This is a genomic window from Nonomuraea sp. NPDC049419 (assembly GCF_040676995.1).
Taxonomy (GTDB): domain Bacteria; phylum Actinomycetota; class Actinomycetes; order Streptosporangiales; family Streptosporangiaceae; genus Nonomuraea; species Nonomuraea salmonea.
The window spans coordinates 94126-107533 of the sequence record NZ_JBFAQB010000004.1 but is presented as its reverse complement, the minus strand read 5'-3'; the positions used below and the strand labels follow the sequence as shown (position 1 = coordinate 107533).

16 protein-coding genes are annotated in these 13408 nt (G+C 70.1%); 6 read left to right on the top strand and 10 right to left on the bottom strand.

What is annotated here, in order from left to right; genetic code table 11:
- Nucleotides 1–124 precede the first annotated feature (124 nt).
- Complete coding sequence (locus AB0K12_RS14575; protein ID WP_364560104.1) at nt 125–427, top strand: hypothetical protein; 303 nt, start codon at nt 125–127, stop codon at nt 425–427.
- A gap of 107 nt (nt 428–534) precedes the next feature.
- On the opposite strand, the gene AB0K12_RS14570 is transcribed toward AB0K12_RS14575, so the two are convergent.
- Nucleotides 535–1128 carry a TetR/AcrR family transcriptional regulator gene (locus tag AB0K12_RS14570; RefSeq protein ID WP_364560102.1) on the bottom strand — a complete coding sequence of 198 codons (594 nt, stop codon included), beginning with the start codon at nt 1126–1128 and terminating at the stop codon, nt 535–537.
- Between the two features lie 4 nt (nt 1129–1132).
- Entirely contained in the window at nt 1133–1642 is a 510-nt protein-coding gene (locus AB0K12_RS14565; RefSeq protein ID WP_364560100.1) for a GNAT family N-acetyltransferase, read from the bottom strand.
- A 76-nt stretch (nt 1643–1718) separates the two neighbouring features.
- On the opposite strand from AB0K12_RS14565, the gene AB0K12_RS14560 reads away from it, so the two are divergent.
- The 4 genes from AB0K12_RS14560 (at nt 1719) to AB0K12_RS14545 (ending at nt 5153) form a co-directional block, all read left to right on the top strand.
- Nucleotides 1719–2180 (top strand): helix-turn-helix domain-containing protein, encoded by a 462-nt coding sequence (locus tag AB0K12_RS14560; RefSeq protein ID WP_364368861.1) that lies wholly within the window; start codon nt 1719–1721, stop codon nt 2178–2180.
- 38 nt (nt 2181–2218) lie between these two features.
- Nucleotides 2219–3043, top strand: coding sequence for an SURF1 family protein (locus tag AB0K12_RS14555; RefSeq protein ID WP_364560096.1), 825 nt, complete (start codon nt 2219–2221; stop codon nt 3041–3043).
- Nucleotides 3044–3053: 10 nt separating this feature from the next.
- Entirely contained in the window at nt 3054–3797 is a 744-nt protein-coding gene (locus AB0K12_RS14550) for a tyrosine-protein phosphatase (protein ID WP_364560093.1), read from the top strand.
- Nucleotides 3798–3956: 159 nt separating this feature from the next.
- Nucleotides 3957–5153 (top strand): amidohydrolase family protein, encoded by a 1197-nt coding sequence (locus AB0K12_RS14545; RefSeq protein WP_364560090.1) that lies wholly within the window; start codon nt 3957–3959, stop codon nt 5151–5153.
- A gap of 6 nt (nt 5154–5159) precedes the next feature.
- Here AB0K12_RS14545 and AB0K12_RS14540 read toward each other — a convergent pair whose 3' ends face one another.
- The 4 genes from AB0K12_RS14540 to AB0K12_RS14525 all read right to left on the bottom strand — a co-directional run bounded on the left by AB0K12_RS14540 (nt 5160) and on the right by AB0K12_RS14525 (nt 8681).
- Nucleotides 5160–5507, bottom strand: a complete 348-nt coding sequence (locus tag AB0K12_RS14540) for a YkvA family protein (RefSeq protein ID WP_364560088.1) — start codon at nt 5505–5507, stop codon at nt 5160–5162.
- Between the two features lie 69 nt (nt 5508–5576).
- Nucleotides 5577–6995 (bottom strand): amidase, encoded by a 1419-nt coding sequence (locus AB0K12_RS14535; RefSeq protein WP_364560086.1) that lies wholly within the window; start codon nt 6993–6995, stop codon nt 5577–5579.
- Between the two features lie 3 nt (nt 6996–6998).
- Nucleotides 6999–7955, bottom strand: coding sequence for an LLM class F420-dependent oxidoreductase (locus AB0K12_RS14530; protein WP_364560083.1), 957 nt, complete (start codon nt 7953–7955; stop codon nt 6999–7001).
- A 57-nt stretch (nt 7956–8012) separates the two neighbouring features.
- A complete protein-coding gene (locus tag AB0K12_RS14525; protein WP_364368845.1) occupies nt 8013–8681 on the bottom strand; it encodes a TetR family transcriptional regulator in 669 nt (222 codons plus the stop codon).
- Between the two features lie 174 nt (nt 8682–8855).
- Here AB0K12_RS14525 and AB0K12_RS14520 point away from each other — a divergent pair, with 174 nt between their 5' ends.
- Nucleotides 8856–9785, top strand: a complete 930-nt coding sequence (locus AB0K12_RS14520) for a hypothetical protein (protein WP_364560080.1) — start codon at nt 8856–8858, stop codon at nt 9783–9785.
- A 78-nt stretch (nt 9786–9863) separates the two neighbouring features.
- On the opposite strand, the gene AB0K12_RS14515 is transcribed toward AB0K12_RS14520, so the two are convergent.
- From AB0K12_RS14515 to recR, 4 genes are all read right to left on the bottom strand, one after another.
- Nucleotides 9864–10928, bottom strand: coding sequence for an aspartate-semialdehyde dehydrogenase (locus AB0K12_RS14515; RefSeq protein WP_364560077.1), 1065 nt, complete (start codon nt 10926–10928; stop codon nt 9864–9866).
- On the bottom strand, nt 10925–12199 hold the full coding sequence (locus tag AB0K12_RS14510) for an aspartate kinase (RefSeq protein ID WP_364560074.1): 1275 nt from the start codon (nt 12197–12199) through the stop codon (nt 10925–10927). Before AB0K12_RS14510 ends, AB0K12_RS14515 begins: the two co-directional genes overlap by 4 nt.
- 84 nt (nt 12200–12283) lie before the next feature.
- Nucleotides 12284–12814: a DUF5063 domain-containing protein gene (locus tag AB0K12_RS14505; RefSeq protein ID WP_345392988.1), complete on the bottom strand. Its 531-nt coding sequence runs from the start codon at nt 12812–12814 to the stop codon at nt 12284–12286.
- Complete coding sequence (recR, locus tag AB0K12_RS14500) at nt 12807–13406, bottom strand: recombination mediator RecR (RefSeq protein WP_219508192.1); 600 nt, start codon at nt 13404–13406, stop codon at nt 12807–12809. Before recR ends, AB0K12_RS14505 begins: the two co-directional genes overlap by 8 nt.
- Between the last annotated feature and the right edge of the window lie 2 nt (nt 13407–13408).

Sequence of the window (13408 nt, the reverse complement as noted above, 5' to 3'; positions counted from 1 at the left end):
TGATCCGGCACCGACAGTGTTCATACTGTTACTTAAACTCCCAACCGTTCTGCAAGCGGCGGACAAGGGATGCGCGATATCTCTGGAGATGCACCTCACGTCACCACCCCCCAGGAGCAGGACCATGCTCATCCCCTGCTTGGCTTGTGACTCCAAGTTCCGGCCCGACGAGTACTTCGAAGCCTGCTCCGACTACAACCGCGGCATGGACCTCGTCTCGTGGACCTGCCCGTGCTGCGGCAACCGCGACGACCTGCGGGTGCTGCCGGGCGAGCTGGGCTTCGGCTATCCGAGCCGCGGCAGGTTCGACGTGCTCGACCGCGTACGCGTGCCGGGACTGCGCAGGCAGCGCGGCGAGCTGCGGCTGGACATCTCGCTCGACCGGTCGATCTGGCACGTTTCAACCCGGCTGCGGCAGCCCGTCTAGGCGAGCCCTTGGTCCTCGCCGCGCAGCAGCCGCGCGATGTCCTCCACCAGTGTCCCGGCCGGCTCCCCGCATCGGCGTGGGGGGCTCTGACCAGCGCGAACGTACGGTCAGGCAGTCTGGCGCAGGCTCTGCCAGGCAGCCTCGCCCAGCGCCTTGATCTCCTCCTCGGTCGGCGTGTGCGCCCCCGCGAACCACAGCCGGCACATCTCCTGGGCGGGCCCCAGCCACAGCACGTAGCACATGGTGGGGTGCACGGGCTGGAGCCGGCCGTTCTTCATGTGCGGCCGCCACCAGTCGGAGACCTGCTTGAAGAACCCGCGCCGCGCCTCGGCCACCTCGGCGCCGCCCGGCTCGTGCTTGCGCGGCGGGCGCTCGCTGATCAGCAGCCTGGCCCTCTCGGGGTGCTCGCCGGCCCAGCGCATGTGAAAGGCCACAATGGCCTCGATGCCTGCCCTGGCGTCGTCGTGACGGACCAGCTCGGCGAGGAACGCCGCCTGGTAGGCCTCGAGGATCTCGCCGTACAGCACGCCGAAGACGTGCTCTTTGCTGGCGAAGTGGTGGTAGAAGCTGCCGACGCTGACGCCGCTTTCCTCACGGAGGCTGGCCAGGGTGGTGGCCGAGACCCCGTCCTGGCTGAAACGGCGGAGGGCGCCCTCGATGATCCTGGTGCGGCCGTCGCGTCCGTTCTTGACACTCTTCACAGTGTCAATGGTGTGGCACCAGAACCTTGTTCCGCAAATAGGCCAGCTGATCGATCATAGCGGTCACTTCGACCGTACCGGATTCGACCCGCATTCTGGCGTCCGGCCAGAGGCGGCGGACGAGCCTCAGCACGCGGCGGTTCTCGCCCATGACGTCCATGCCCACGGTACGCGCGCCGCGCAGCGCGGCGCCGAACAGCAGCGCGTCGACCAGCCGCGGCCCGAGCCCCTGGCCCTGCCAGGCGTCGGCGACCACGACGGCGATCTCCACGTCGGTGCACCCGCCGCCCTGGAAGCTCATGGCGTGGGCGACGATCTCGCCGTCGCCGTCGGTCGCGACGAGCGCCTCGCGCTGCTCGTCCACGGCCAGCAGCGTACGCACGAGCGCGGCGGACGGCGCGGAGACCCCGGTGAAGAAGCGCAGCGTCTGCGTGTGCAGCGACAGCCCGGCGAGGAAGCGCCGCATCCGCTCCTCGTCGTCAGGGGTCACCGTCCGCACCTGAGTTCGTTGCATGGACTCAGCCTGCCCGGCAAAGCTGAGTCTGTCAATCGAACTCAGGTATAATGCAAAAATGAACATGCCTTATCGCATGGATTTCCCAGTGGACAATTGCTCGATCGAGCGCACCCTGGAGATCGTCGGGGAGAAATGGACCTTCCTGGTGCTGCGCGAGGCGTTCAGCGGCGTACGCAGGTTCGCCGACATGCAGGCCGGCACCGGCGCCCCCCGCCAGGTGCTCAGCGCCCGCCTGTCCCGGCTGGTCGACGAGGGCCTGCTGCGCAAGGTGCCCTACCGCGAGCCGGGCCAGCGGCAGCGCGACGAATACCGCCTCACCGACAAGGGCCGCGACCTCTATCCCCTGCTGGTCGCCCTCATGCACTGGGGCGACAAATACCTCGCCGGCGACGACGGCCCTCCCGTGCTGCTCACCCACCGCGACTGCGGCGCCCCCATCGAGCTGCGCTTCCGCTGCGCCGACGGCCATGAGGTCGCCGGGCCGCGCGAGGTCACCCCCGTCCCCGGCGAGGGCGCCCACCTCACCCGTGCCTGAGTTCGGCACCACCGGTGCCGATGCCTAGTCTTGAAGGCGTGTACCGGTTCCTGCTGACGCCTCGCTGGCTCGTGCTCCATGTCGTGGTGCTGCTGGTCATCCCCGCTTTCGTGCTGCTCGGGCGGTGGCAGTTCGGCCGGTTCGAAGAGCGCTCGGCCAACAGCGAGCGGGTGACCGCCAATATCGAGGCGCCGCCCGTGCCGCTCGACCGGCTCGCCGCGCCGGGACAGCCGGTCAAGGAGGACGACCGGTTCAGGAAGGTGACGGTCGCGGGGACGTACGACACCGCCCACGCCCTCGTCGTACGCCGCCGCCCCCAAGAGGGCCGCAACGGCTACTACGTGCTGACCCCGCTCGTCACCGGCCCGGGCACCGGCGTGATCGTCAACCGGGGCTGGGTGCCCGCCGGCGCCACCGCCGACACCCCGCCCGACGTGCCCGCCCCGCCCACCGGGCAGGTGACCGTGACCGGCCGGCTGCGGCCGAGCGAGACCGAAGAGAACAGCGGCGTCCGCGACCGTGGCGGGCTGCCGCCCGGCCAGGTGCTGCTCATCAACGCGGGCGCCATCGGCAAGGGGCTGCCGTACACGCTGGTGGGCGGCTACGTCGAGCTGACCGAGCAGCAGCCCGCGGCCGCCACCTCCCCGGCGCCCGTGCCCGCCCCCGACGTCGGCTCTGGAGGCGGGCTCAACCTGGCCTACGGCGTGCAGTGGTGGTTGTTCATCGGCATCGCGATAGGCGGCTGGCTGCTGCTCATCCGGCGCGAGGCGGCCGAGCGCCGGGCGTCATCGGCCTCGGACTCGGCGGAGAAGGCGGCCTCGGAAGAAGAGGCGACCTCGGAGACGAAGAGCGTCGCCAATTAGGGTGTTGAGGGTGATCCGCCACATTGAGTTCACCAATCTGTGCAACTTCCGCGACGTAGGTGGATATGCCGCCCAAGGCGGGCGTACCGTCCGCTGGCAGCGGCTCTACCGCGCCGACTCCCTCGGCTGGCTGGCCGGCGACGACCTCGCCGCCTACCGGGCGCTGGGCGTGCGCAGCGTCATCGATCTGCGTCACCCCTTCGAGGTCAAGAAGGCCGGACGCGTGCCGGAAAGCGACTGCCCGCACTACCAGAACCTGCCCATCGAGGGCCGGCGCTGGGAGCTCACCCCGTACAACGAGGAGGTGGGCATCTCCCGCTACCTCGCCGACCGCTACCTGGAGATCACCGAGGACGGCATCGCCAACCTCAGGACCGCCCTGGAGACCGTCGCGGCGGCGGACAACGCGCCCGTGGTCGTGCACTGCGCGGCGGGAAAGGACCGTACGGGCGTGCTCACCGCGCTCGTACTGTCGCTGGTCGGCGTGGACGAGGACGACATCGTGGCGGACTACGCGCTCACCGGCCGCGCCACCGAGCGCTTCATCGCCGACTGGCGCAGGCGCCACCCCGACACGCCGCTCTGGCCTGGGTTCGGGCTGGCCCCCGCCGAGACCATGCGGCTCTTCCTCACCGACCTCACGGCCCGTCACGGCAGCATCGAGAGGTATGTCACTCAGGTGCTCCAACTTTCCCCCGACGCGGTCGCGGAACTTCGCGCACATTTGCTGACTGAGGCGAACGGCGCTGGGTAGTGGAGCGCAGGGCCTGCTTGCTGCGCGAGGCGGGCCCGTTCATCCCGGGATCGCCAGCCATCCCCCTCCCGGCGGTCCCGGGTCAACATCTTCGCGCAGAGACCCAACGGATACGTCGCAGCTTGTTCGACGTTATGCCGCCGTCGTACGGTTACGTGCGTGACTACGCCGCTGCTCCCCGATCCTGACCCCAGGCGGCGCGACTACGTGATCATCTCAGCCGACGATCACCTGATCGAGCCGCCCGACCTGTTCGAAGGGCGCCTGCCGGAGAAATACGCCGAGGTCGCGCCCAAGGTCGTGGAGACGGAGGCCGGTCACCAGGTCTGGCGCTACGGCGGCGCGACCTATCCGTGCGCCGGCATCGACGTCGGCGCGGGGCTGCCACGCGAGCAGCGGACGCTCGATCCCATCAGGTTCGAGAACATGCGTCCGGGCTGCCACGACATCGAGGCCCGCATCCAGGACATGGACGTCGCCGGCATCTGGGCCGCGCTCTGCTTCCCCGGCATGCTGGCCGGGCAGGCCGGCATGCCGTTCGCCAGGACCCGCGACCAGGAGCTGGGCCTCGCCCTCGTGCGGGCGTGGAACGACTGGCACATCGACGTCTGGGCCGGCACCTACCCCGAGCGCATCATCGGCCTGCAGCTGCCCTGGCTGCCCGACGCCGAAGTGGCGGCCAAGGAGATCAGGGCCAACGCGGCCAGGGGCTTCAAGGCGGTCGTCTTCCCCGAGTTCCCGACCAGGCTGCGGCTGCCGTCGATCCACTCGGGCCACTGGGACCCGTTCTTCGCCGCGTGCGAGGAGACCGGCACCGTCGTCTGCCTGCACGCCGGCGACTCCTCCTGGTCGCCCGTGCCGTCACCCGACACGCCCATCGAGGCCATCACCACGCTCATGCCGACGAGCGCCATGTTCGCCTGCGCCGACTGGCTCTGGTCAGGGCTGCCGCTGCGCTTCCCCGCGCTGCGCATCCTCATCGTCGAGGGCGGCGTGGGCTGGCTGCCGATGCTGGCCGAGCGCGCCGACTACGCCCTCGACCACCCGGTGGCCGGCGAGGCGTCGTGGGAGGGCGGGCTCAAGCCCAGCGAGGTGCTGCGCCGCAACTTCTTCTTCGGCACCCTCGACGACCACGCGCTGTCGGGCGTGCGGCTCGCGGTCGGCCTCGACCACGTGCTGCAGGAGAGCGGCTACCCGCACTCCGACTCGACCTGGCCCGACACTCAGCAGTCGGTGGCCCGCAATCTCGGAACGCTCCCACCGGCCGACATCGCCAGGGTCGCCTACGGCAACGCCGCCCGTCTGTTCGGCCACCCGCTGCCGTCGCGGGCCTGGCTGCGGATGGAGGAGATCTAGCCCGATCTAGACCTCGTCGAGCCGGCCCTGGATGACCTCGCGTTCCTGCTGGACGTACCGGCCGCTCTCGCCGATCAGCGAGGCCATCAGCCACAGGAACACGCCGAAGTCGTCGGCCACCCCGATCAGCATGAGGAAGTCGGGGATGACGTCGATCGGCGAGATCAGGTAGACCACGCCGAGCCCCATCAGCGCCAGCTTGCCCTTGCCCATGCCCGCGTACTGGCCGCGCATGACCGCGCCCAGCATCCGCGGGATCGCCCTGACCCTGGTCATCAGCGGCGGCGACCCGGGCCTGGTCACCTCGCGGTAGGTCTTCCACGCCGCTGCCGCCCGTGCTGCCTTCGCCATCATGTGCAACCCCCTACCCCCGGTCTCTCACGACATAACGCGTCGGAAAGGCCAGGGGTTCCTGTCCTCAGGTCAGGGCAGGCAGGGGTGCTCGAAAGGCCCGGCCTGCTCGATCTGGGCGGCCACGCGTACGAGGAGGTCCTCGCGCCCGGCGGCGGCCACGAGCTGCACACCCACCGGCAGCCCGGCTGAGGTCCTGTGCAGGGGCAGTGAGACGGCCGGCTGGCCGGTCGCGTTGATCGGCGAGGTGAAGGCGACCACCGACGCGGTACGCCCGAACGCGGTGCTGAGGTCGTCCGGCGGGATCCAGCCCAGCGGGAACGGCGCCGCCGCCACCGACGGCACCAGCAGCAGGTCGTACCCGGAGCTCCACCAGGAGACCATCCTGCGGCGGAACCCGTCCATCCACTGCGTGGACAGCAGGTGGTCGGCGGCGCCGCGCTGGCGGCCCGCGCCGACCATGGCGGCGTTGCGCGGTTCCAGCTCCTCCATCTCCACCGGCTTGCCCCGTGCTTCGCCGAGTGCGGCGACCAGCGCGGCGAGGTTGTCGGAAACGATGGCGCCGAAATGGCGGGGGAAGTCGGGATCGGCGAGGGCCTGTGGCCCGCCCTCGGTGACGTCGTGGCCCAGCGACTCCAGCAGCGCGGCGGCCCCGGTGACCGCCTCCGTAACCTCGGGGGCCTCCGGGATGTCGCCGCGCGGGTGCGTGGTGAGGAACCCGACGCGCAGCCGTCCCGGGTCACGGCCCACCTCGTCGGCGAGCCTGCCGGGCAGCGGCGGGGCGTCGTACGGGTCGCCCGGGTGCATGCCGGAGACGGCGTCGAGCGCCGCGGCGGTGTCGCGTACGGTCCTGGTGACGAAACCGGGGCAGGAGAAGCCGTTCCACCCCTCGCCCATCGCCGGGCCGAGGCTGACCCGGCCGCGCGACGGCTTGAGCCCCACCAGCCCGCACAGCGACGCGGGCACCCGGATCGAGCCGCCGCCGTCGCTCGCCGTGGCCAGCGCGACCATCCCAGCCGCCACCGCCGCCGCCGACCCGCCGCTCGACCCGCCCGCCGAGTACGCCGGATCGTACGGGTTCCGCGTCGCCCCGAACGCGACGGGCTCCGTCGTGATCGTGCTGCCGAACTCGGGGGTGTTCGTCCGCCCGAGCAGCACGAACCCGGCCTCGCGCAGCCGGACGACCCCGTACGCGTCGGCGGCGTCCTCGACCCCGTCGCGCACGTTCGACCCCGCGCTGTACGGCTCGCCCGCCTCCCGCCAGCCGAGGTCCTTGAGCAGGATCGGCACCCCGCGGAAGGGCGCGCCGGCCGGGATGGCGTCGATCTCGGCGAGCGCCCGCTCGAACCGCCGGTGAACGACGGCGTTGAGCACGCCGTCGGTCTCCTCGATGCGCGCGATCGCGGCCTCGGCCAGCTCGCGCGCCGACACCTGACCGTCCCTGACAGCCTGGGCCTGGCCGGTCGCGTCCAGCCGCAGGAGGTCGCGCATCGCCTACGCCTCCGGCGCCAGCTCGCGGACCGCCTGGTCGATGGGCATCGCACCGGGCAGCGGCGCGAGGACCGGGGTGTCGAGGCCGTTGGCGACGTACTCCTTGATGCGGGCCCGGCAGGTGGCGGCGTCGCCGTGCACGATCAGGTCGTCCACCACCTCGTCGGGGATGGCCTTGAGCGCGGCCTGCCGGTCGCCCGCGGCCCACGCCTCGTGCATCGGGCGCAGCACCTCGCCGCGGCCCAGCCAGTCGTGGAAGGCCGCGTAGACGGGGACGGTGAGGTAGCTCGCGAGCATCCACCTGGCGGTCTCGCGGACCCGCTCGGTGTCCTCGTCCACGCAGACGAACAGGCGGGCGATCAGCTCGGTGTCGGGGCCGATCTCGGCGCGGACCTGCTGGACGTCAGCGGGCGCGAGCCAGTTCGTGATCGCGCCGTCGGCCTCCTCGGCGGCCAGCCGCAGCATCCTCGGCCGCAGCGCGGCCAGCACGATCTTCGGTGGCGTCTTGGGCGCGCGTTCCAGCTTGAAGCCTTTGACCTCGAACGTCTCGTACGCCTCCGAGACCTTCTCCCCCGCCAGCGCCCGCTTCAGGAAGCGCAGGGTGTCGCGGGTGCGCGCGTACGGCTTGGCGAACGTGCCCGCGTTCCACCGCTCGACGATCGCCGGCGACGACGCCCCGATGCCCAGCACGAACCGGCCAGGCGCGAGGTCTGCCAGCGTCGCGGCCGACATCGCGAGCAGCCCGGGGCCGCGCGTCGAGACGGGCACGATCGCGCTGCCCAGCCGCACCTGCGGCGCCCACTGCGCGGCCAGCGCCAGCGGCACGAACCCGTCGGTGCCGTTGACCTCGGCGGACCACACGTCGGTGTAGCCGAGCGCGGGCAGCTCGGCTATGAGGTCCTGCGCCTTGGACAGCGAGCGATCGTAGAAGGGGATCGTCATGCCCCAGTTCTGCGTCATACACGGCCTCCCAGATGCCACATCAGGAGGACCATACCAACCGCTCGGTATGTCGCCCTAGGCCCGCAGCTCGTGCACCGCCGCGATGAAGTCCTTCGTGATGCCCCGCAACCCCGGCAGGTGCGACAGCCCGACCAGCCGGTCCACCAGCGGCACCGTCACCTCGATCAGCCGGTACGTCCGCGCGCACCCCTCCGAGGTGTCGTGCACCCAGAACAGCACCATGCCCATCGACAGCAGCCACAGCAGCTCCGGCAGCTCCTCGCGCAGCTCCGCGTTCATGCGGTCGCGCGAGCCCTCGACGACCTCCCGATAGATGGCGATGGACGCCTCACGCGCGGGCGAGGACTGCTTGCTGAACGGGCTGAGCGGATTGGTCGGCTCGGCCGCGTGCTTGAAGAACTTCACGGCGAACTCGTGGTAGGGCTCGGAAACCCGCACCCACTCCCGCAGCACCCCGCTCAACCTGGCCGCGAACGACTCCTCCGTGGCGAGGAACTCCCTGCACGCGGCTTCGTGCTCGGCCTGCGCCCGGTCGTAATAAGCCTGGATCAACGCCTCCTTGCTGTCGAAGTAGTAGTAAGCGTTGCCCACGGACACACCGGCCTCGGCCGCGATGGCCCGCATGGTGGTCGCGTCGAAGCCGCGCTCCCTGAACAGTCGCAAGGCCGTCTCGACGATGACCTCTCGAGTGCTCTCCGCTCCTCTGTTTCGGGCTTCGGACACGTTCGTCACTTTACGTCGTCGAGCACGGTTAGGTCATGGAGCCGCACGGTGATCACCGCCACAAGGCAAAGTTGCACTCGCGGTGCGAGTTATCTCCAGTGAATGGTGGGATTGTCGTTTCAGGCGGAAGGGCTATTTCCGCGAAAAGGCATCGACATGTGGATACGTGGAACAGTGCGGCTCCTGATAGTCGCGCTCCTCGGCATTCAGATCACCATAATCGCGCTGGCCACCGCTGCCGCCGCCGCCACCTACCCCGAAAAGGTGCCGGCACCGAGCGGCCTGCACGGGCCCGGCGGCTGGGAGCACAGCCCGGCCGTGCTGAGCGCGGTCTTCTCCGACGCGTACGAGATCGGCCCGCGCATCGCCTGGGCGCACCGGCGGCTGATCGAGGCCCGCGCGGAACTCGGCGCGATGAGCGAGTGGCCGTCGTGGGACGAGAGCGACGACGCCCAGGAACCCGCGTGGGAAGAGGCGTCCGACCTCGTGGAGCCGGCCAGGCCGGCCGCCGTCGAGGCGGTCAAGACCCGCGTCGCGGAGACCAGGGCGCAGCCGGTCAAGCCCAAGGCACGCCCCAAGGCGCTGCCAGGGGCCAGGAAGGCGCACAAGCAGCGCGTCCACACCAGGGCCGCCACGATGCCCCGTATGCGGGCACACGCCGCGCAGCGGCACGCTCAGGTCGATCTGACCCGGGTCCTGCCCAGGACGGCCGCGGTGACGATGTCCCACACGACCGCCGCCCACTGGCTCAGGCACGCCGGGCTGAAGACGAAGTCCACCGGCCGCTGCACCAGCAAGCACATACGCCACTGCACGTCGCTGGAGCGCGTAAGGACCGGCACGATCGCTGAGATCATCCGGCTGAAGCACAAGAGCGGCTGCCCGATCCTGGTGACCGGCGGCACCGAGCACGGCCACGCGCCCGGCCACTACAGCCACGGCAACGGCTACAAGCTGGACATCGCCCACAACGCCTGCATCGACCGGCACATCCACAAGCACTACGACAAGGCCGGCGTACGCAGCGACGGAGCCCGCCTCTACAAGGGCTCGGGCAACGTCTTCGCCGACGAGGGCGACCACTGGGACATCCTCTTCCGGTGACAGGGCCGCGGCTCACGCAGCCGCCGGAAAAGAAAGTGACGCCGCACGAAGACGTACGGCGCCACCTCGAAGAACGGCTTACCGGAACTCGGCCGCCACCAGCTCGGCGATCTCCGCCGCGTTGAGCGCCGCGCCCTTGCGCAGGTTGTCACCGCAGACGAACAGGTCGAGCGTGTTGGGGAAGTCGATCGCCTGACGGACACGACCGACGTAGGTCGGGTCGGTGCCCACCACGTCGACGGGCGTCGGCCAGACACCGTTGGCCGGGTCGTCCATCAGCACCACCGTCGGCGCCGCCTCAAGCACGCGGTGCGCATCGGCGACCGTGATCTCGCGCTCGAAGCGCGCGTGCACGGCCAGCGAGTGGGTGGTGATGACCGGCACGCGCACGCAGGTCGCGGAGACCTTCAGGTCGGGGATGCCGAGGATCTTGCGGGACTCGTTGCGGAGCTTGAGCTCCTCGGAGGCCCAGCCGTCACCCTTGTCGGAGCCCGCCCACGGCACCACGTTGAACGCGATGGGCGCGGGGAACGGCGAGTCGGCCGGCAGCTTGTCGACCAGCGCCTTGCGGACGTCGCCCGCGCTCTGCCCGACCGTGCGGTCACCGGCCAGCGCCTCGATCTCGTCGTAGAGCCGCGCGGAACCCGCCACGCCTGCCCCGGACACCGCCTGGTAGGAGGCGACGACCAGCTCCTTGAGCGTGAACTCGGCGTGCAGCGCCCCCATGGCCGCCATCATCGACAGCGTCGTGCAGTTGGGGGTCGAGATGATGCCCCGCGGCCGCTCGCGCGCGTCGAGCGGGTTGACCTCCGGCACCACCAGCGGAACGTCGGGCTCCATGCGGAACGTGCCCGACTTGTCGATGGCGATCGCGCCGCGCTCGGCCGCGATCGGCACCCACACGGCCGACACCTCGTCGGGGACGTCGAAGATGGCGATGTCGATGCCGTCGAACACCTCGGGGGCCAGCGCCTGCACCACGACGTCCTCGCCGCGTACGGACAGCACCTTGCCCGCCGAACGGGCCGAGGCGACGAGACGGATCTCGCCCCAGATGTCCTCGCGCGTCGACACGATGTCGCGCATGACGGTGCCCACGGCGCCGGTCGCGCCGATCAGGGCCAGACTGGGCCTCTTGCTCATCGTCCTGAACCTCCGTACACCACGGCTTCGACCTGGTCGGCGTCGAGGTCGAAGGCGCGGTGGGCGGCCGCCACGGCCGCGTCGACACCGTCCTGCCCGACCACAACAGAGATGCGGATCTCCGAGGTGGAGATCATCTCGATGTTGACCCCCGCGTCGGCGAGGGCCGCGAAGAACGTCGCGGTGACGCCCGGGTGCGAGCGCATGCCCGCGCCGATCAGCGACACCTTCCCGATCTGGTCGTCGAACAGCAGCGACTCGAAACCGATCCGGGGCTGGATCTTCTTCAGCGAGCCCAGCGCCGTCTGGCTGTCGGCCGTGGGAAGCGTGAAGGAGATGTCGGTGCGGCCCGTGGCCGCGGCCGAGACGTTCTGCACGATCATGTCAATGTTGATCTCGGCGTCGGCCAGCGTTTTGAAGATCGTCGCAGCCTCGCCGACCTTGTCGGGCACCCCGACAACAGTGATCTTGGCCTCGCTCCGGTCGTGCGCCACGCCGGAGATGATCGGCTGCTCCATCTCGGTTCCTTCGGTGTAAGGGTCGGCTACGACCCACGTGCCTTCCTTGGTGCTGAACGAGCTGCGTACGTGGATCGGCAGGGCGAAGCGGCGCGCGTATTCGACGCACCGCAGGTGCAGGATCTTCGCGCCGCAGGCCGCCATCTCCATCATCTCGTCGTACGAGATCCGCGGAATCTGGCGCGCCGCGGGAACGATGCGCGGATCGGCGGTGAAGATGCCGTCGACGTCGGTGTAGATCTCGCAGACGTCGGCCTCGAGCGCCGCCGCCAGGGCGACCGCCGTGGTGTCGGAGCCGCCCCTGCCGAGCGTGGTGATGTCTTTGGTGTCCTGCGAGACGCCCTGAAACCCGGCCACGATCGCGATGTGGCCCTGGTCGATCGCCTCCTTGATGCGGCTCGGCGTCACATCGATGATGCGCGCCTTGCCGTGCGTGGAGTCGGTGATCACGCCCGCCTGCGAGCCGGTGAACGAGCGGGCCTCGTGGCCGAGGTTGGCGATCGCCATCGCCAGCAGCGCCATCGAGATGCGCTCGCCCGAGGTCAACAGCATGTCGAGCTCGCGTGCCGGAGGCAGCGGCGACACCTGCTCGGCCAGGTCGAGCAGCTCGTCCGTCGTGTCGCCCATTGCGGAGACGATCACGACCACGTCGTTGCCGGCTTTTTTCGTCGCGACGATCCGCTGCGCGACCCGCTTGATGCAGGACGCGTCGGCGACGGACGAACCACCGTACTTTTGCACAACGAGCGCCACGAGAGTCTCCCGGTTTGGACTGTGAGCTGCCAGTCTATCCGGGGCGTCTCGTGCGGCCGGTGGGTCGTACCAGTATGTGGATACTCAGACCGAGGTCGTCTCCTCCGCCACGTCGAGACGGGAATGCGCCGCGAGGGCCTGCAGCGCGCGCATCGCGGCGCCCGCGTGGTTGCCCCACGTGTTGAAGTAGGAGTATTGCCACCACCACAGCGCCTCGTGCGGCCGGCCCGCGTGATAGTGGCGCAGCCCGTGGATGAGGTCGGCGGCGACCGCGGTCAGGTCGTCGGAGAGCCGGTACGGCGTGACGGCCGTGTCCTTGTACGGGTCGAACACCTCGACGTAGTCGTCGACCGCCTCCAGCCGCTCGGCCAGCGCCGTGCGCACCCCGTCGATGTCGGGGTCCTCGCTCATCGGCGGCTCGTAGTTGCCCGACAGGATCACGTCGCGGTTCGCGCCCAGCTTGGCGCCCGCGAGGCTCACCTGGGCGACCTCCACCAGCAGGATCGACCAGATGGCGTCGCCGCCCTCGCCGCCCGCCATCCTGGTCAGACCGTCCACGTAGTTCTGGGCGTGCCCGGAGATCTCTTCCGCCAGGGCACTCCACTGGTCAGACATCCAGCAGCCTCCGTCCTTCGAACGCGCGGCCCAAGGTGACCTCGTCGGCGTACTCGAGATCACCGCCCACAGGCAGACCGCTGGCCAGTCGTGTCACTTTGACGCCCATCGGCTTGACCAGACGGGCGAGGTAGGTAGCCGTCGCCTCGCCCTCGAGGTTGGGGTCGGTGGCGAGGATGAGCTCGGTGACCCGGCCGTCGGCCAGGCGCGTCATGAGCTCGCGGATGCGCAGGTCGTCGGGGCCGACCCCGTCGATGGGGCTGATGGCGCCGCCCAGCACGTGGTAGGTGCCGCGGAACTCGCGCGTCTTCTCGATCGCCACGACGTCCTTCGACTCCTCGACGACGCAGATGACGTGGGTGTCGCGGCGGGCGTCGCGGCAGATGCGGCACTCCTCCTCGGAGGCCACGTTGCCGCACACCCGGCAGAAGCGCACCTTCTCCTTGACCTCCAGCAACGCGTGCGCCAGCCGCTTGACGTCGGCTGGATCGGCCGCCAGCAGGTGGAACGCGATCCGCTGCGCGCTCTTGGGACCGACGCCGGGCAGCAGCCCCAGCTCGTCGATCAGGTTCTGGACGACCCCTTCGTACATGC